The organism is Methylophilus aquaticus, assembly GCF_030769565.1.
Lineage (GTDB): Bacteria > Pseudomonadota > Gammaproteobacteria > Burkholderiales > Methylophilaceae > Methylophilus > Methylophilus aquaticus.
On record NZ_JAVCAP010000002.1, the window covers coordinates 17974 to 34512 of the forward strand.

Here is a 16539-nt window from a genome sequence, read left to right on the forward strand (position 1 = left end):
AATCAAGCAAATAATGCAGTTTTTCAAGCAATTAGTGTTTGCCGGTACTGCCAAAGCCGCCTTCACCACGTTCGCTGGTCGTAAACTCATCAACGATATGAAAATCAGCCTGTACCACTGGCACAATCACCATCTGTGCAATGCGCTCCATCGGATTCAAAAGAAACGCTTCTTTGCTACGGTTCCAGCATGAAACCAGTAATTGACCCTGATAGTCCGAGTCAATCAGGCCCACCAGATTGCCTAATACAATCCCATGTTTGTGACCCAGTCCGGAGCGCGGGAGAATCATGGCGGCATAATAAGTATTGTCTATATGAATCGCCATCCCGGTTGGGATCATGATGGTTTCGCCCGGCTGTATGGTTTGCGTATGCTCAATACAGGCACGTAAATCCAACCCGGCCGAACCTGGTGTGGCGTAGTTTGGCATCATATGATGCAAACGAGGGTCAAGGATCTTGAGGTCTACGGTAATGGACATGCGGAGGCTCCAGTAAATATTGCGCTATTAAAACATGAAACATACCTAAAAATCATTACACGCGATAAAGGTGATAAAAAAGCCAGCAGTTGCTGGCTTTTTTATCATTCGGGCAATTAGAATTTGTATTGCGCACTGAGGCCCAGCAAATAATTGCGATCCGCACCAGTTTCGTAAAACAAACTGTTACCATCATTAATTCTGACAGAACCGATATATTCTTTATCGAACATATTTTCTACACGAATATATTCTTTAAAGCGCCAGTTTGTTAGGTTTTGCTCAAAACCTGCACGTACGTTGAAAATGGTGTAAGAGGGCGCAGAATCACTGTTGACGTCATCTACATAGACTTTGCTGTTATATCTTCCTTCGAGCGCCGTATAGAATCCCATGGGGGCATATCTCCATGCAATCTCGCCGTAGATTTGACTTGAATATGTGCCCGGGATTTTATTGCCTGCCAACACGGTTTTGGTTGTAACGACAGCACCCGCTTGCGACGAGCTTGTGAAGGCGTCTTTAAACTCGGCATCTAGCAGCGTATATGCAATATAAGTACTCAGATTATTTTCAAACTTGGAGTCCAGCGATAACTCTAAACCTTTGCGCTCAGTTTTACCTGCGTTAGTAAATGAGGAACGTCCCGCGTTGGTAAACGAAGTCACAATTTCATCATCAGTCATTATTTTAAATAAAGTCATGTTGAGTCGAGTGTTGTCGTTCAGAAAAGCTTTTGCGCCGACTTCAAAATTATTACTTTCCGAAGGCTTTAATGAAAGATTGGGTTTGCTGGCGACGCCAGAGGCTACGCTGTCGAATGCAGCCTCGATAAAAGTAGGGGTTTCAAAACCCTTACCAAAGTTGGCATAAAGGTTTAAAGTTTCTGTCACTTTCCAAACTGCCCCAATGACAGGAGTGGTTTTTTGGTATTCAACATTGCCGCTGTTGTCGCCGTTTACAGTGAGTAAGTTGTCTTTTACCTGGAGTCTAACTTTTGTATGGCGTGCTCCAGCGTGCACATCTACAGTGGGTGTCAGGCTTAATTTCCCCTGAAGGTACTGGTCAAAATTCGTTGATATATTTTGCTCGTTTCTGTTCGCTGTGCTTATAACTGCGCCATTACTTAGAATATTTGTATCTTTGCGGTCATCATTGGACTTGCCGTATGTTAAGCCTGCTGAAACAGTATAAGGTAAGCCGTATATTGCACCTGCATTATCCCAGCGCAAATCCATGCCATAAAACTCACGATCAATTTCACTAAGGCGTGCGTTAGTGCCAGTTCCACCTGGCCCAGTCAAAACTGTTGCTAAAGGCGTGGTTGTTAAAGTTTGCGCATTACCACGTGTACCCACATACGGAATAAAGCTTATCTTGTTGCTTTCATTAAAAGCATGTTCAAGATTAAAACCAACCTGTGTATGGTCGCGTTTTACGCTGGTGTTGGCAAATGTTGCCGCCGCGATAGACTGATTTCTCGTTGCGCTTGAAAAAGCTCTGGCACGATCGAGACCCAAAGGATCTTGCGCGTCCTGGTCGAACCAGTTCACCAATGCTGTGAGATGGGTGTCTTCTGACACGTTGAACTTGAATTTGGCAGTGGCCATTTGTTTTTTACCGCTGCCATGGTTTCTAAAGCTGTCGGTTTCAAAGTTGGAGATGTTGAGTAAATACTCAACCCCCTCGCTTTGCCCGGCTGCTTCTAATATTTGGCGTTTTGTATCATAGCTGCCGAACATGACTGTGCCACCAATTTCTGGTGTTTGTGGCGCTGCTTTTGTAAACATCTGGATTACGCCGCCAGAAGAGTTTCCGTAGAGTGATGAGAACGGGCCGCGCATGACTTCTATGCTTTTAATGGATGATAAATCCACCACGCCTGGCTGGCCTTGGCCGTCTGGCATTGTCAGGGGGATGCCATCCACATAGACGCGTACTCCGCGGACACCAAAGGCAGAGCGGGCGCCAAATCCTCTTGATGAAATTTGTGGGTCTTGCGCCTGATTGTTGCGATTTTGCGCAGTGATGCCAGGGACGCGAATCAAACTTTCAGATAAGAGCATTTGCTGTTGCCCATTTTGAATATCTTTTTGTTCGACCACATCAATCGCCACTGGTAAATCAAAGCTATTTTGCGCCTGTCGCGTAGCTGTTATTACAACAGGAGAGAGGGTTAATGTTTTTTCGTCTTCTGTTTCAGCAAAAGCGATGTCGCCACAGATAGCCGAAATAGCCAGGCATAAAGGAGTCAATGTCAGTACTGGATAGCGCATGGGTGTTTCCAAAAAAATTAATCGCGCGATTGTAAGCTGAGTGGAGGGTAAAACTTCTCAGTATTTTCATGAAAATACTGCTTGGGTCTGGATTATGCGGATGTATTTAACTGCTGGCTGAGGTAAGTCAATATTTGATGTGCAATCTCAATTTTATTTGATTGCGGCAGGGTTGTGTGGCCGCTATCGTCAATAATGGTCACCGTGTTTTCATCATTCCCAATGGCTGAGACAGCATGGTTAGCAATGATCATTGGGATATTCTTGGCTATTCTTTTTTGTGATGCATATGCAATCACCTGTTCGGTTTCCGCTGCAAATCCTACACAGTAAGGAGGGTTCGGTAGTGAGGCAACTTCGGCAAGAATGTCTCTGTTTCTTTTAAGCTCTATCGTAAGTGTAGGCTCACTTTTTTTTATTTTTTGAGAGGAGGTTTGCTTCGGGCTATAGTCGGCAACTGCTGCAACGGCAATGAATATTTCTTGATGCGCCACTTGCTGCATGACTGCCAGATACATACTTTCTGCCGAGGGTGCATGCACGGCATGCTGGACTGGAGGCAGCGAGGTGGTGGTTTGTCCGTACACCAGTGTCACCTCTGCACCCATCCGAGTGGCCATCGCCGCCAGCGAAAACCCCATTTTTCCGCTGCTCTGATTAGTAATGCCGCGAATAGGGTCCAGCATTTCGATGGTTGCACCAGCCGTTATCAGGATTTTTCTGCCAGCCAGTAGTTTAGGGGTGAGGCAAGCAAGCACGCCTTCTAGTAGAGTTTCTGGTTCTAGCACCCTACCTGCACCAATTTCGCCACATGCTTGTTCGCCACTTTCTGGTCCAAGCAGGGTAATGTCATCAAGCTCAAGCTGTGCAATGTTGCGCTGCGTTGCCGGATTCTCCCACATTTGTTTATTCATAGCGGGGGCAACCAGTAGTGGGCACTCACGTGCAAGGCAAAGTGTTGAAAGCAGATCATTTGCTGTGCCGTGTGCTAACTTGGCAATGAAGTCGGCACTTCCCGGGGCAATTAAAATCAGATCAGCCTGTCTGCTGAGTTCAATGTGGGGCATGCCGTTGTGTATACGTTGATCCCAGCTATCGACAAATACCGGCAGGCCTGATAGCGCCTGCATCGTGGTCGGAGTGATAAAGTGCGTGGCTGCTTCAGTCATGGCTACTTGCACACTGACACCTTGTTTAATTAGCAGGCGTACCAGTTCTGCAGTTTTGTAGGCTGCGATCCCGCCGGTAATTCCAAGCAAAATATGTGGCATACGATGGGGAAATTTTTGCATGAAAGACATTCTAACTGAGGTGGCACGGTTTGTAATCTGGCCACATGTAACGAAATCTTTAAACATGTTAATATTACTGAGGCGCGAGATTGGAATGGCATGTTAAAAACAATCAGAATTTCTTTCTGGGTAATTGTGGTGTTGGCAGTGTTATTGCCGTTATGGGAGGAGTACCAGATTTTACAATGGCGCAAGCCTTTGTATGTGGCTCTGTATCCAGTCAATGCCGATGGTGATACGGAGGTTGAAAGCTATATTAATAGCCTGACACAAAGCGATTTTGTCATGCTGGAAGAGTATTTTTCGGCAGAGGCACTGCGATATCAGCTCAATATACGCAGGCCTGTGATGGTGAGGCTAGGCCCGGTGGTCAAAGAAATACCTCCTGCGCCCCCTGCAGTTAATGGGCATCTGCTTGATATCATGCGTTGGAGTCTCAAGTTTCGAGTTTTTGGTTGGCAGCATCACCCCGATGTTGGCGTGCCCGCAGATATCAAGCTTTATTTGCTGTTTTATAACACAGGCAAGCATACGCATTTGCTACATTCGACTGCGCTTAATAAAGGGCGTATCGGGCGCGTAAATTTATTTGCTGATGTGCACCATCATGACGTGAATATGGTGGTGGTTGCGCATGAGTTGTTACACACGTTAAAAGCAACGGATAAATATAGCCTTGCTGATAATGAACCGATATTTCCGCAAGGCTATGTGGAGCCGTATGCTCAACCAATCTATCCACAAAGCATGGCAGAGATTATGGCTGGAAAAATTCCACAGACTGAGCACAGTTCGCGCATGGCGCGGCATTTGAATGAAACGGTTATCGGTAGAAAAACTGCAAGAGAAATAGGCTGGTTAAAGTAATCACAAATTAAGGAGGCTTGCTGTGGCAATTACTGATTGGCCTGAACAAGAGCGTCCGCGAGAAAAGTTATTGCGTCTCGGTGTGCACGCGTTGTCTGATGCTGAGTTACTGGCTATTTTTCTCCGAGTCGGAGTGACCGGAAAGACTGCCGTCGATTTGGCCAGAGACCTGCTGCAGCATTTTCACACTTTAAATGGTATTTTTGCTGCCAGCATGGTCAGTATGCGTCAAGTGCATGGTATGGGGTTTAGCAAATACTGCCAGTTGCAGGCAGTGATGGAGATGAGTAAGCGCGCACTGGGGGAACAGTTGCATGAAACTGACAGCTTCACGGCACCTCAACAGGTCAAACAATATCTGCAGTTAAGTTTGTCACAGCTGGATCGCGAGGTATTTGGGGTGATGTTTCTGGATACTCAGAATCGCCTGCTGGCCTATGAAACTTTGTTCGAAGGTGGATTGATGCAAACCAGTGTGCATCCGCGCGAAGTGGTGAAGCGGGCGCTGGCGCACAATGCAGCAGCAGTCATTCTCAGCCATAATCATCCGACAGGTGTGGCACAACCGAGCCGGCCAGATCAGCAATTAACGCAAACGCTTAAGGATGCCTTGCATTTGATTGACGTGCGTGTGCTTGATCATATTATCGTGGCTGGTCAGCACACGTATTCTTTCAGCGAGCAAGGAATGTTGTAGCAAAAAAACGATGATATAGCAAGATAAGGCAAGGGATTGGTGGGTGCTAACGGGGTCGAACCGCTGACATTCGCCTTGTAAGGGCGACGCTCTACCAACTGAGCTAAGCACCCGTGCCTTCAAACGAAGCGCGCATGATACATAAAACCATTTTCGACCGCAAGCGTTCGTCTCAATATTTTTAAGCAAGGGTGTTTATATTTGGCAAGTTTTAGCCGGGTTAAGGCTGTGTGAGATCAGACAGTCAGTTTTTGGGTAAGTGCCACCAGTTGTTGTGAAATTTCTGCGACGCTGATTTTACGTTTCTCCGCCATTTCGGAAAGCAGGTGATAAGCGTCATCCGTACTCAAATTGCGTTGCCTCATCAGAATGTCTCTGGCATGATCAACCAGCTTTTGCTCTTCCTCACTCAGGGATTGCAAATGGCCATATAAGGTTGCGTTTGCTGCAGTGGACATGGGTAACGGTGTGGTTCTCATTTAAGACATCAATGTATCATTAGACTGACTTTGGTTTAGCAATCAGCATGCCAGTTTGAAAATGTATTTTAACATGATGATTTTAAATATGTTTTTGGATAAAATGCAGGGGCTGTCAATGTGGCGGCCTTGCATGCTGCCGCACCATTGCAGTGCTGTTGCACCAGTCGGGCGAAAGCCGTTGGCTATCTGTAAACAGGGACACGCACCAGACTTTAGTCGCAGTTAGAAAATAAAACGGGGAGTGATCAGTGGTAAAAAGAGTGTGGGGGCGTGCTGGTTGGGGGGGCTTGGCGTTGTTGGGGGCTTGTGCGCTGGCGCAGGTGGCTTGGGCACGGGGCGAGACTTTGAATGCACTGTGGCTAATTACGGCGGCTGTTTGCATTTATTTGATTGCATACCGCTTTTATGCGGCCTGGATTGCTGCCAGGGTATTAACAATTGATGCCACCCGCGCAACGCCTGGCGAGCGCTTAAACAATGGGCGCGATTTTATGCCGACCAATCGCTGGGTGGTATTTGGTCACCATTTTGCGGCAATTGCGGGCCCCGGCCCTTTGGTGGGACCGATGCTGGCTGCCCAGTTTGGCTATTTGCCCGGCACTTTGTGGATACTGATCGGTGCCGTGCTTGGTGGGGCTGTACAAGACATGGTCACCCTGTTTTTCTCCACACGTCGTAATGGCCGCAGCCTGGGGCAAATGGCGCGTGATGAAATTGGTGCGATTGGCGGGACGGCGGCACTGATTGGCACCTTCATGATCATGATCATCCTGATCGCCGTATTGGGATTGGTGGTTGTGAATGCCATGAAGCATAGTCCATGGGGGACGGCGACAGTGGCCGCTACGATTCCCATCGCCATGCTGGTTGGCGTGTATATGCGCTATCTGCGCCCTGGTCGCGTATTGGAGGCTTCCGTGCTGGGTGTGCTGCTATTGCTCGCCTCTGTGGGGCTAGGTGGCTGGGTCGACCATCATCCCGTGCTCGCACCCCTGTTTGATCATGAAGGGCTGCCACTGGCTTTTTGCATTATTGGCTATGGTTTTGCAGCCGCGGTACTCCCGGTGTGGTTGCTATTGGCCCCGCGAGATTATCTGTCTACATTTATGAAGCTGGGGACTGTATTACTGCTGGCGATTGCGATTTTACTGTTGCGCCCCCAAATTCACATGCCTGCGGTCACGCCGTTTATTGATGGCACGGGACCGATTTTTGGCGGCAAGCTGTTTCCGTTTGTGTTTATCACGATAGCCTGCGGCGCAATTTCCGGCTTTCATGCCCTGATCGCCAGTGGCACGACGCCCAAGCTGATCTCCAGCGAGGGGGATATTCGCATGATCGGCTACGGCGCCATGTTGCTGGAGAGTTTTGTTGCCATTATGGCCATGATCGCCGCCACGGTGCTTGAGCCTGGTGTTTATTTTGCCATTAACAGCCCGGCGGGTGTGGTAGGTAAAGAAGCGCTAGATGCAGTGAATACCATCAGTGGCTGGGGCTATGAGGTGACCGTAGCGCAAATGCAGCATCTGGCAGATGCCATGGGTGAAAGTACCCTGTTTGCCCGCACCGGTGGCGCCCCCAGTCTGGCAGTCGGGATGGCGAGTATTTTTGGCAGTGTGTTTGGCGAGCATTTGCTGGCGTTGTGGTATCACTTTGCCATTATGTTTGAGGCTATTTTTATTTTAACCACACTGGATGCCGGTACAAGGGTGGGGCGTTTTATGCTGCAGGATATGCTGGGTAATCTGCACCCCAAATTAGGCGCAACCTCTTATACGCCTTCAGTGATTCTCACCAGTGCACTGGTGGTGGCGGGTTGGGGTTATTTTCTTTATATCGGCGTCATCGACCCGAATGGAGGCGTGAATATATTGTGGCCCTTGTTTGGTATTGCGAACCAGATGCTGGCTGCGATTGCGCTATCGGTGGCGACGGGCATTCTGGTCAAATCCGGCAGGCTTCAGTTTGCCTGGATTACCGCGCTTCCGCTGACCTGGCTGCTGGCAATTACCAGTGCCGCTGCTTATGAAAAAACCTTCAGCGATGATATCCGTGTCGGTTTTTTTGCTGCGGCCAATGATCTGGCACACAAGCTGTCTGCTGGGCTGCTGCCCCCGGAAAAAGCGGCTGTTGCGCCGCAACTGATTTTTAACCAGCAACTGGATGCCTGGCTCACCCTGTTTTTTGTGGCGATGCTATGGATCGTGGTGATGGATATGTTGCTGATGTGCTGGCGGAGTGTGCGGGGCAAGGCAGTGTTACCCAGCAGCGAGACAGCCTATGTGGCAACCCGGCTGTAACATGAGATGAATAAACATCACAGGTGAACCACTGTGATGTGATTGGCTCAAAGCTAAATAACGCAGATTGAGAGGGCAAGTATGCAATGGTTAAAGCAATGTTGGGAGCGTATCCGCCAGTTATCCGGTGATGATGCCTATGACCGCTATCTGGCGCACTATGCCGAGCAGCACGCCGACCTGCCCGAAGCCGGTCCTCCCTTGTCTCGCGCCGCCTTTTTCAGGCAATGGCAGGATCAAAAGTGGAAAGGGATTAAACGGTGTTGTTAAGCGATGCGGATATTTCGCGGGTGATCGAAATGGCCTGGGAAGATCGTACACCGTTTGAGGCGATTGAACACCAGTTCGGACTTAATCAGGCCGGCGTCCTCAAATTGATGCGTGGCCATTTGAATGCGGCCAGTTTCAAGTCCTGGCGTAAGCGTACCCGTGGGCAGTTGACCAAGCATGCCATGCTGCGCAATCAGAACATCAGTCGACATTGTTCGCACTATCAGCACAAGCAAAACAGACCTTAACGCGCTGCATTGTTTTGAAAGGCTGTCTTGGATCTGCTGCTTGCCCAAGATATTGTGAGTGGAATGTAACAAACAAATCTTGACTGCACATGCGCATGCCTTATTCAGTTAAAATAAGGTTTTAATGACAATCCTAGTGTTTCTCCATGCCTAAATACCGTTCTCACACGACAACTCAAGGTCGTAATATGGCTGGTGCACGTGCTTTGTGGCGTGCCACCGGTATGAAAGATGAAGATTTTTCCAAGCCAATTATTGCGATTGCTAACTCGTTTACTCAGTTTGTACCTGGTCATGTCCACTTGAAGGACCTCGGTCAACTGGTGGCCCGTGAAATTGAAAAAGCAGGGGGCGTTGCCAAAGAGTTCAATACCATCGCGGTGGATGACGGTATCGCCATGGGTCACAGCGGTATGTTGTACAGCCTGCCCAGCCGTGACCTGATTGCGGATAGCGTGGAATACATGGTCAATGCGCATTGTGCCGATGCGCTCGTCTGCATTTCTAATTGTGACAAAATTACGCCCGGTATGTTGATGGCCGCCTTGCGCCTGAATATCCCTGTCATCTTTGTCTCCGGTGGTCCGATGGAAGCCGGTAAGGTGAACTGGCAAGGCAATGCGCATAAACTCGACTTGGTGGATGCCATGGTCGCGGCGGCAGACGACAAAGTGAGTGATGCCGAAAGTGAAGCGATCGAGCGCGAAGCCTGTCCAACGTGTGGCTCTTGTTCAGGCATGTTTACGGCAAATTCAATGAACTGTCTGACCGAGGCACTTGGCTTGAGCTTGCCAGGCAATGGTTCAACGCTGGCCACTCATGCGGCGCGCAAGCAATTGTTTTTGCAGGCGGGGCGCACTATTGTGGATTTGGCCAAGCGTCACTATGAGCAGGACGATTACAGTGTGCTGCCACGCAATATTGCCAGCTTTAAGGCTTTTGAAAATGCCATGGCGCTGGATGTCGCGATGGGTGGTTCAACCAATACGGTGTTGCATTTGCTGGCGGCGGCACATGAGGCGGGTGTGGATTTTACGATGAAAGACATCGACCGCATCTCACGCCGTGTGCCATGCGTGTGTAAAGTAGCTCCTGCCACGGCTAAATACCACATGGAAGACGTACACCGTGCGGGTGGCGTGATGGGGATTTTAGGTGAGTTACACCGTGCGGGCGTGATTCATGGGGATGTGCCAACGGTGCATAGCCCTAGCATGCAAGCCGCATTGGAAAAATGGGATATTGCAACCTCGCAAGATGAGGAAGCACACAAGCTGTTTTCAGCCGCTCCCGGCGGTGTGCGAACGACCATTGCGTTTAGCCAAAACATGTTGTGGCCTGCACTGGATACTAATCGTGCCGAAGGCTGTATTCGCGACAAAGCGCATGCTTATTCGCAGGATGGCGGCTTGGCAGTGCTGTATGGCAATATCGCACTCGATGGGTGTATTGTGAAAACCGCAGGCGTAGATGACAGTATTTTGAAGTTTACCGGCCGTGCACGCATTTTTGAGAGTCAGGATACTGCCGTTGAAGCGATTCTTGCTGATCAGGTAGTGGCAGGGGATGTGGTCGTGATTCGTTATGAAGGTCCACGCGGTGGGCCTGGCATGCAGGAAATGCTATACCCGACTTCCTATCTGAAATCCAAAGGTCTGGGCAAGGCTTGTGCGCTATTGACCGATGGTCGCTTTTCAGGCGGGACATCCGGCCTGAGTATAGGCCATGCCTCGCCAGAGGCGGCAGAAGGCGGCGCGATCGGTTTGGTTGAAGAAGGCGATACCATTGAAATTGATATCCCGAACCGGATCATTCATTTGAGTGTGACAGACGAAGTACTGGCGCATCGGCGTATTACAATGGAGGCCAAAGGCAGGGATGCATGGAAGCCACTCAACCGTACGCGTGTAGTTTCGCCTGCTTTGCGTGCCTACGCCGCCATGAGTACCAGTGCAGCCAGAGGTGCGGTTCGTGATGTTGCCCAGATAGAAAGGGGAAGCAAATGAGTTCGGAATGTGAAATCCTGGCGAAAAGCATGGAAATGACCAAACGCTTGAAACTGCATGCGCATGTCAATCAATGGCAGGATGAGAATGGCCTGCAATACTTGGAAATTGATAATCCATTGGCGACAGGAAAGATTGCTTTGCAGGGTGCCCATGTCATGCATTGGCAACCCAAATTTCTGGCAAATCCAGTGTTGTGGCTGTCAAGCAATGCACGTTATCTAAAGGGACGCTCAATTCGTGGCGGTGTTCCCATTTGCTGGCCATGGTTTGGTGCGCATCCCACAGATAGTACCTTGTGTCCACATGGCTTTGCCAGAGTGATTCCATGGCGTGTTTTAGATATTGATGCGACGCAGACAGGCGCAACCAGAATTATTCTTGAAATGCAGCAAACGCCAGAAGCGCAACGCCAGCTTTCATACCCTTATGAGTTAACACTGACGATTACCATTGGTCGCCGCTTGCGGATTGATCTGGCAACGACCAATCTGGCCGAGCATCCATTTGTAATCAGTGAAGCATTCCACACCTATTTCAACGTGAGTGATTTGTCTAATATCCAGATCACAGGCATGCAGGATCTAGTCTATCTGGACAAATTGTTGAAGTATGAGCGTAATGTAGAGCATGAAGCACTTAGTTTTAGCGGCGACGAGTATGATCGTGTCTATGTACATCATAGTTCTGATTGCGCTATTCACGATAGTGGATATAACCGTATTATTCACGTTTCCAAATCTGGCAGTGATACTACCGTAGTATGGAATCCAGGCGCGGATAAAGCTGCCCAGATGGGCGATATGGGGGTTGGGGATGAATGGCGCAAAACCATTTGCGTGGAGACCACTAATGCATTGGATAACATGGTGGTGATCAATCCCGGTCGCAAGCATACAGTAAGCGCCGAATACTCTATCGAGACTCTGTAACTTGATTGTGACGCTGTCAACCAAAGCTGTGCAGATACGTTTTAGTGCTGTTGGCAAAACACCAAATGCCTGTGAAATTGGTTGATTTTTCTCACAAATATTGTGTGCTGGTATTGTGGATTTCACTTGGTCAGGTAATATGCCACATGCACAAAAGTTGCATTTCGGGGATGTATTAATTTAGGAAAGTATTCAAGGAGATCGCATGAAAGTCTTATTATCCGCAATCGCTGCTGCTACTTTGTTGATCGCTGGTCAAGCGCACGCAGTTGATGCTGCTGCTGCAAAAGCCATGGCACAAAAAAGTGGTTGTTTGGCTTGCCATAGCGTGGACGCTAAAGTGTTAGGCCCAGCTTACAAAGATGTCGCTGCAAAATACAAAGGTGACAAAACAGCAGAAGCTAAATTGGTTGCTAAAGTAAAAGCAGGTGGTAGTGGCGTTTGGGGCAACATCCCTATGCCAGCTAACAGTCCTCAAGTGAAAGACGAAGATATCAAAACCATCGTTCAGTGGATTTTGTCACTCTAATCCTCATTTAGAGGTTGTAAGTAATAAAAAAGCCAGCGTTATCTGCTGGCTTTTTTTGTGAGAAATTTTTCAAGCCTTTTGCGTGTCACCCAAAAAATCTCTTATTTCACAAGTCCCAATAAGTAAATAAACACCGCAATGATCGCGACAGGAGCAATAATGTTGTTAGCAGATCGCCAGCATTTATAAGTGAATGGATGTAAGCCAAATTCGTTTTGCGTGTGGTTTTTTTTCATAAAGTAACCAGCAAATACAGCCATTAATAGTCCGCCAAGGGGGAGCATGAGGGTGGATGTGAGTTTATCTAGCGTCTCAAAAATATTTAAACCGAAAAGCACTTTCACCTCGGCCCATATATTAAATGACAACACAACACTCAGTCCCGTGAGCCAGATGATGAGCCCCAATAGGGTACTCACCATATTACGTTTGAATGTTGTATTTTCAACCACCCAGGCAATAGTGGGTTCTACCAGCGAAATAGCGCTGGTCCAGGCGGCGAAAGCAACTAGCAGAAAAAATAATGTGGCAATAATATTGCCTGCGGGCATGGCGCCAAACGCGATTGGCAATGTTTGAAATAGTAGCCCAGGCCCGGCATTGGGTGCCAGGTGATTGGCAAATACCAGAGAGTAAATAGCCAAGCCGACTAATAACCCCAGCATGGTGTCTATCAATGCAATCCAAACGGTAGTACGCGCAATTGAAACATCACGACTTAAATAAGAGCCGTAGACCATCACAGAACCCATGCCCAGGCTTAGGGAGAAAAAGGCGTGGCCTAATGCGGACAAAACGGCCATGGGTGTGATCTTTGAAAAATCCGGGGTGAACATGAAGTTTGCAGCAGCGCGCATATCCCCAACCGACATGCTGTAACCAAGCAGGATAAATAAAATCACAAACAACGCTGGCATCAGCACATTATTGGCTTTTTCCAGTCCGGAATTAACGCCACGGGCCACTACGCCCATCACCATGACCATAAACAGGCTGTGCCATATGGTGAGTTGTATTGGGTTGGCCAGTAATGCGTTGAAGCTGGATTGTGACTGTGCGGCTGAAATATGACTAAATGTATTTTGCATGGCCGCCACGATGTAACTTAACACCCAGCCTGCAATCACACTGTAAAAACTTAATATCAACACGCCAGCCAGCATGCCCATTGCACCCAGCCAGCGCCAATGCGTTGATACCCTGGCTTCTATTGCCAGAGAGTGAATGGCATCGAGCGGGTTTTGTTGCGCACGCCGTCCAAGCATGATTTCAGTCATCATCAGGGGGATGCCAACAAAGAAAATACATGCGATAAATACCAGTACAAAAGCGCTGCCACCGTTGACCCCTATCATGTAGGGCAGTTTCCATATGTTGCCCAAGCCGATGGCAGAGCCTGCCGTGGCGAGCATAAAGGTCCAACGGTTTTTCCAAGTGCCACGATGCTGTGACATAAGGTTTCCTAAGCGTTATTTTTACTGGAAAAGTAGCGAGTGGTTTCTTTTTTAATGATCTGTGATAGCAGTAACAAACCAATCAGATTGGGAATAGCCATTAAGCCATTGGCCAAGTCTGAGAAGTTCCATACAAACTCCAGGCTAGTGATGGCGCCTATCATCACTGCAATGGTAAACGTGACACGATAAGCATTAATCCACCGAGCCCCTAATAAATACTCGATGGCTTTTTCGCCATAATAATGCCAGCCTATGAGTGTGGAGTATGCAAATAACGCTGTTGCAACTGCGACGATGATGCGGCCACTGTGCCCCAGTGTTTCTGCCATGCTGCTGCTGGTTAACTGGGCTGGGCTGACCCCCTGCGTCCAACTGTTGGCAGTCAAAATCACCAATGCTGTCATTGTACATACCACGAGGGTGTCGATAAATGTTTGCGTCATGCTGACCAATGCCTGTTTTACCGGATCATTGGTGCGCGCTGCGGCTGCGGCAATGGGTGCGGAGCCTAACCCTGATTCATTTGAAAATACGCCTCGGGCAATCCCGAATCGCATCGCAGCCGCCACTGTAGCGCCGGCAAAGCCACCGGTTGCTGCACTAGGGTTAAACGCATGGTAAAAAATAAGGCCAAATGCGTGTGGAATTTGCTGAAAGTGCATGGTCAGTACCCAAAGACTGGCGCCGACATAAGCGACGATCATTAATGGCACCAGAAAAGAAGTAAATCTACCAATCGAGCGTATGCCACCCAAAATGACCAAACCCGTTAACAGGCTTAAAATAATGCCGCTGGTCATGAGCGGGACATTAAAAGTCGCTTCAAAAATTTTGGCTGCAGCATTTGCTTGCGTCATATTGCCAATGCCAAATGCAGCGCAAGCCGTGAAGAGTGCGAACAAAGTGCCCAGCCAGGGTAGCCCTGCGCCATTGCTCAAATAATACATTGGCCCGCCTCGCATGCCATGTGGCCCTTTTTCGCGGTATTTAACAGCCAAAACTGCTTCACTGTATTTGGTAGCCATGCCTACCAGTCCGGTGATCCACATCCAGAACACGGCGCCAGGTCCACCCAGGCTAATCGCAGTCGCCACGCCGACAATATTACCTATGCCAACTGTTGCAGCCAGCGCGGTCATCAACGCTGCAAAGTGACTGATATCCCCTTCATGGTCTTGATCTTTAGTCCAGATAAGTTTGAAGGCGTGAGGTAAGGCGCGAAATTGCAGGCCCTTGAGGAGAATGGTGAGGTATAAGCCAGTGCCCACCAGTAAGGTTAGCATCAGGGGGCCCCATACCCAGGCGGAGAGTGTGGCGACGAGTTTTTCCAATACTTGCATAGTTATCCCTTTGTCATGCAGGGATTATAGCGATGTTATGACGGCATGCGCCAGTTATGCACGAAAGTGTTGTTTGAGCACAGCGATCATCGCGGCATGATCCAGCACGCCAGCGCTCTCGCGTATGCTGTGCATGGCCCACATGGGGTTGCCTACATCGACTGTCGGGATGCCCAACTGAGCTGCCATGATGGGGCCTATAGTGCTGCCGCAGCCCAGGTCGGTGCGGTGCGCATACTGCTGATAAGGCACTCCGGCAGCTTCGCATAACTGTATAAACCGCGTAGCAGTCACTGCATTGGTGCTGTAGCGCTGGTTGGCATTGGTTTTAATCACTGGGCCGTGGTTGACCAATACGTGGTGACAGGGCTCGTAGCTGCCAGCATGATTCGGGTGAAAGGCATGTGCCATATCTGCACTGATAAAGAAACTGTTGGCAAATGCGCGCAGTTTTTCTTCTTCGCTGGTGCTGGTAGCGCTGCAAATGCGGTTGATGACATCGAGTAAAAAACTGCCGCCAGCGCCGGTTGTACTCTCCGAGCCAACCTCTTCATGGTCAAACAGGGCACAGATGGTTGTTGATTGCGGTTTTTCGGAGTGCAGCAGTGCTTCGAGCGCCGCATGGCATGAGGCAAGGTTATCGAGTTGGCTGTTGGCAATAAATTCTTGTTCAATGCCCCAGAAACTGCCCCGTTGCGTATCATACAAGGCGACATCCCAACCTACTATTTTTTCAGCTGGAAGCGCAAGTGTTTGCGCCAGTAAGTTGGTCAGCAGACTGTGTGCCGCCTCGGTGTTGGCAGCATTGCCAAAAATCAGTGGTAAGCCGGTTTGCTTGTTGAGCAGCAGCCCTTTTTCATTCACCTCGCGGTTCATGTGGATGGCCAGGTTAGGCAGGCGGGCCACAGGCTGTTCAAGCTTAACCAGGTGCGTGTTAAAGCCTTGTTCAGAGTTGACGGTCACCCGTCCTGCGATGCTGAGATCCCGGTCAGTAAACGTGGCTAAAATAGGACCGCCGTAGACCTCGACACCGAGTTGTGCCAAGCCTTGAGTGGCGTAAGCGGCTTTGGGTTTCAGGCGTAAGCCTGGCGAATCAGTATGCGCACCAACCAGCCTGAAGCCAGTGTCGGCGACGGGCTGTTGCCCCAAGACAAAGGCAATCACTGAGCCGCCATCGCGTACCACAAAATATTTGCCGCCTTGTTTGAATTGCCATGGCTCGTTTTCGCGCAGATTTTTAAAGCCTTGCGCCTTGAGGCGACTGGCTACCGACTCTACGGCATGCCAAGGACTGGGGCTGCTATCAATAAAATCCAAAAGTGCTTGCGCCTGTTGTCTGGCTTCTATTGAAATGTGCAT

The 16539-nt window shown here is 49.1% G+C and carries 15 protein-coding genes and 1 tRNA gene; 8 read left to right on the forward strand and 8 right to left on the reverse strand.

Features of this window, described 5'->3' with window-relative positions; translation table 11 throughout:
* Window positions 1-31: 31 nt before the first annotated feature.
* The 3 genes from dut to coaBC form a co-directional block, all read right to left on the reverse strand.
* The gene (dut, locus tag Q9291_RS01925; RefSeq protein ID WP_306388301.1) at window positions 32-484 is read right to left on the reverse strand and encodes a dUTP diphosphatase; all 453 of its coding nucleotides are present in this window, start codon (window positions 482-484) and stop codon (window positions 32-34) included.
* A gap of 116 nt (window positions 485-600) precedes the next feature.
* Window positions 601-2760, reverse strand: coding sequence for a TonB-dependent receptor family protein (locus Q9291_RS01930; RefSeq protein ID WP_306388302.1), 2160 nt, complete (start codon window positions 2758-2760; stop codon window positions 601-603).
* A 92-nt stretch (window positions 2761-2852) separates the two neighbouring features.
* Window positions 2853-4052 (reverse strand): bifunctional phosphopantothenoylcysteine decarboxylase/phosphopantothenate--cysteine ligase CoaBC, encoded by a 1200-nt coding sequence (gene coaBC, locus Q9291_RS01935; RefSeq protein WP_306388303.1) that lies wholly within the window; start codon window positions 4050-4052, stop codon window positions 2853-2855.
* A gap of 99 nt (window positions 4053-4151) precedes the next feature.
* Between coaBC and Q9291_RS01940 the strand changes: the two genes are divergently transcribed.
* Together Q9291_RS01940 and radC are read left to right on the forward strand one after the other, a co-directional pair.
* Window positions 4152-4919 carry a hypothetical protein gene (locus Q9291_RS01940; protein ID WP_306388304.1) on the forward strand — a complete coding sequence of 256 codons (768 nt, stop codon included), beginning with the start codon at window positions 4152-4154 and terminating at the stop codon, window positions 4917-4919.
* Between the two features lie 22 nt (window positions 4920-4941).
* On the forward strand, window positions 4942-5616 hold the full coding sequence (gene radC / locus Q9291_RS01945) for a RadC family protein (RefSeq protein ID WP_306388305.1): 675 nt from the start codon (window positions 4942-4944) through the stop codon (window positions 5614-5616).
* 37 nt (window positions 5617-5653) lie between these two features.
* Here radC and Q9291_RS01950 read toward each other — a convergent pair.
* A tRNA-Val gene (locus Q9291_RS01950) sits at window positions 5654-5729 on the reverse strand.
* A gap of 123 nt (window positions 5730-5852) precedes the next feature.
* A complete protein-coding gene (locus Q9291_RS01955; RefSeq protein ID WP_306388306.1) occupies window positions 5853-6095 on the reverse strand; it encodes an ANTAR domain-containing protein in 243 nt (80 codons plus the stop codon).
* Window positions 6096-6346: 251 nt separating this feature from the next.
* On the opposite strand from Q9291_RS01955, the gene Q9291_RS01960 reads away from it, so the two are divergent.
* From Q9291_RS01960 to Q9291_RS01985, 6 genes are all read left to right on the forward strand, one after another.
* Window positions 6347-8398 carry a carbon starvation CstA family protein gene (locus tag Q9291_RS01960; RefSeq protein WP_306388307.1) on the forward strand — a complete coding sequence of 684 codons (2052 nt, stop codon included), beginning with the start codon at window positions 6347-6349 and terminating at the stop codon, window positions 8396-8398.
* Between the two features lie 81 nt (window positions 8399-8479).
* Window positions 8480-8668, forward strand: a complete 189-nt coding sequence (locus tag Q9291_RS01965; protein WP_306388308.1) for a CstA-like transporter-associated (seleno)protein — start codon at window positions 8480-8482, stop codon at window positions 8666-8668.
* Complete coding sequence (locus tag Q9291_RS01970) at window positions 8659-8916, forward strand: TIGR03643 family protein (RefSeq protein WP_306388309.1); 258 nt, start codon at window positions 8659-8661, stop codon at window positions 8914-8916. The genes Q9291_RS01965 and Q9291_RS01970 overlap by 10 nt, the downstream gene beginning before the upstream one ends.
* Window positions 8917-9062: 146 nt before the next feature.
* The gene (gene ilvD / locus Q9291_RS01975; protein ID WP_306388310.1) at window positions 9063-10922 is read left to right on the forward strand and encodes a dihydroxy-acid dehydratase; all 1860 of its coding nucleotides are present in this window, start codon (window positions 9063-9065) and stop codon (window positions 10920-10922) included.
* A complete protein-coding gene (locus Q9291_RS01980) occupies window positions 10919-11854 on the forward strand; it encodes a D-hexose-6-phosphate mutarotase (protein WP_306388311.1) in 936 nt (311 codons plus the stop codon). Before ilvD ends, Q9291_RS01980 begins: the two co-directional genes overlap by 4 nt.
* Before the next feature lie 205 nt (window positions 11855-12059).
* Window positions 12060-12383, forward strand: a complete 324-nt coding sequence (locus Q9291_RS01985) for a c-type cytochrome (RefSeq protein ID WP_306388312.1) — start codon at window positions 12060-12062, stop codon at window positions 12381-12383.
* A gap of 101 nt (window positions 12384-12484) precedes the next feature.
* Here Q9291_RS01985 and Q9291_RS01990 read toward each other — a convergent pair whose 3' ends face one another.
* From Q9291_RS01990 to Q9291_RS02000, 3 genes are read right to left on the reverse strand one after another with little or no spacing between them, the layout of a single operon-like run.
* Complete coding sequence (locus tag Q9291_RS01990; RefSeq protein ID WP_306388313.1) at window positions 12485-13837, reverse strand: sodium-dependent transporter; 1353 nt, start codon at window positions 13835-13837, stop codon at window positions 12485-12487.
* An 8-nt stretch (window positions 13838-13845) separates the two neighbouring features.
* The gene (locus Q9291_RS01995; protein WP_306388314.1) at window positions 13846-15180 is read right to left on the reverse strand and encodes an alanine/glycine:cation symporter family protein; all 1335 of its coding nucleotides are present in this window, start codon (window positions 15178-15180) and stop codon (window positions 13846-13848) included.
* 54 nt (window positions 15181-15234) lie between these two features.
* On the reverse strand, window positions 15235-16539 hold the full coding sequence (locus Q9291_RS02000; protein WP_306388315.1) for a M18 family aminopeptidase: 1305 nt from the start codon (window positions 16537-16539) through the stop codon (window positions 15235-15237).

What these genes read in the sequence shown, in the direction of transcription:
- dut (WP_306388301.1), bottom strand. Translation starts at nt 484, where the DNA reads ATGTCCATTACCGTAGACCTCAAGATCCTTGACCCTCGTTTGCATCAT.
- Q9291_RS01930 (WP_306388302.1), bottom strand. Translation starts at nt 2,760, where the DNA reads ATGCGCTATCCAGTACTGACATTGACTCCTTTATGCCTGGCTATTTCG.
- coaBC (WP_306388303.1), bottom strand. Translation starts at nt 4,052, where the DNA reads ATGCAAAAATTTCCCCATCGTATGCCACATATTTTGCTTGGAATTACC.
- Q9291_RS01940 (WP_306388304.1), top strand. Translation starts at nt 4,152, where the DNA reads ATGTTAAAAACAATCAGAATTTCTTTCTGGGTAATTGTGGTGTTGGCA.
- Q9291_RS01955 (WP_306388306.1), bottom strand. Translation starts at nt 6,095, where the DNA reads ATGAGAACCACACCGTTACCCATGTCCACTGCAGCAAACGCAACCTTA.
- Q9291_RS01965 (WP_306388308.1), top strand. Translation starts at nt 8,480, where the DNA reads ATGCAATGGTTAAAGCAATGTTGGGAGCGTATCCGCCAGTTATCCGGT.
- ilvD (WP_306388310.1), top strand. Translation starts at nt 9,063, where the DNA reads ATGCCTAAATACCGTTCTCACACGACAACTCAAGGTCGTAATATGGCT.
- Q9291_RS01980 (WP_306388311.1), top strand. Translation starts at nt 10,919, where the DNA reads ATGAGTTCGGAATGTGAAATCCTGGCGAAAAGCATGGAAATGACCAAA.
- Q9291_RS01985 (WP_306388312.1), top strand. Translation starts at nt 12,060, where the DNA reads ATGAAAGTCTTATTATCCGCAATCGCTGCTGCTACTTTGTTGATCGCT.
- Q9291_RS01990 (WP_306388313.1), bottom strand. Translation starts at nt 13,837, where the DNA reads ATGTCACAGCATCGTGGCACTTGGAAAAACCGTTGGACCTTTATGCTC.
- Q9291_RS01995 (WP_306388314.1), bottom strand. Translation starts at nt 15,180, where the DNA reads ATGCAAGTATTGGAAAAACTCGTCGCCACACTCTCCGCCTGGGTATGG.
- Q9291_RS02000 (WP_306388315.1), bottom strand. Translation starts at nt 16,539, where the DNA reads ATGCACATTTCAATAGAAGCCAGACAACAGGCGCAAGCACTTTTGGAT.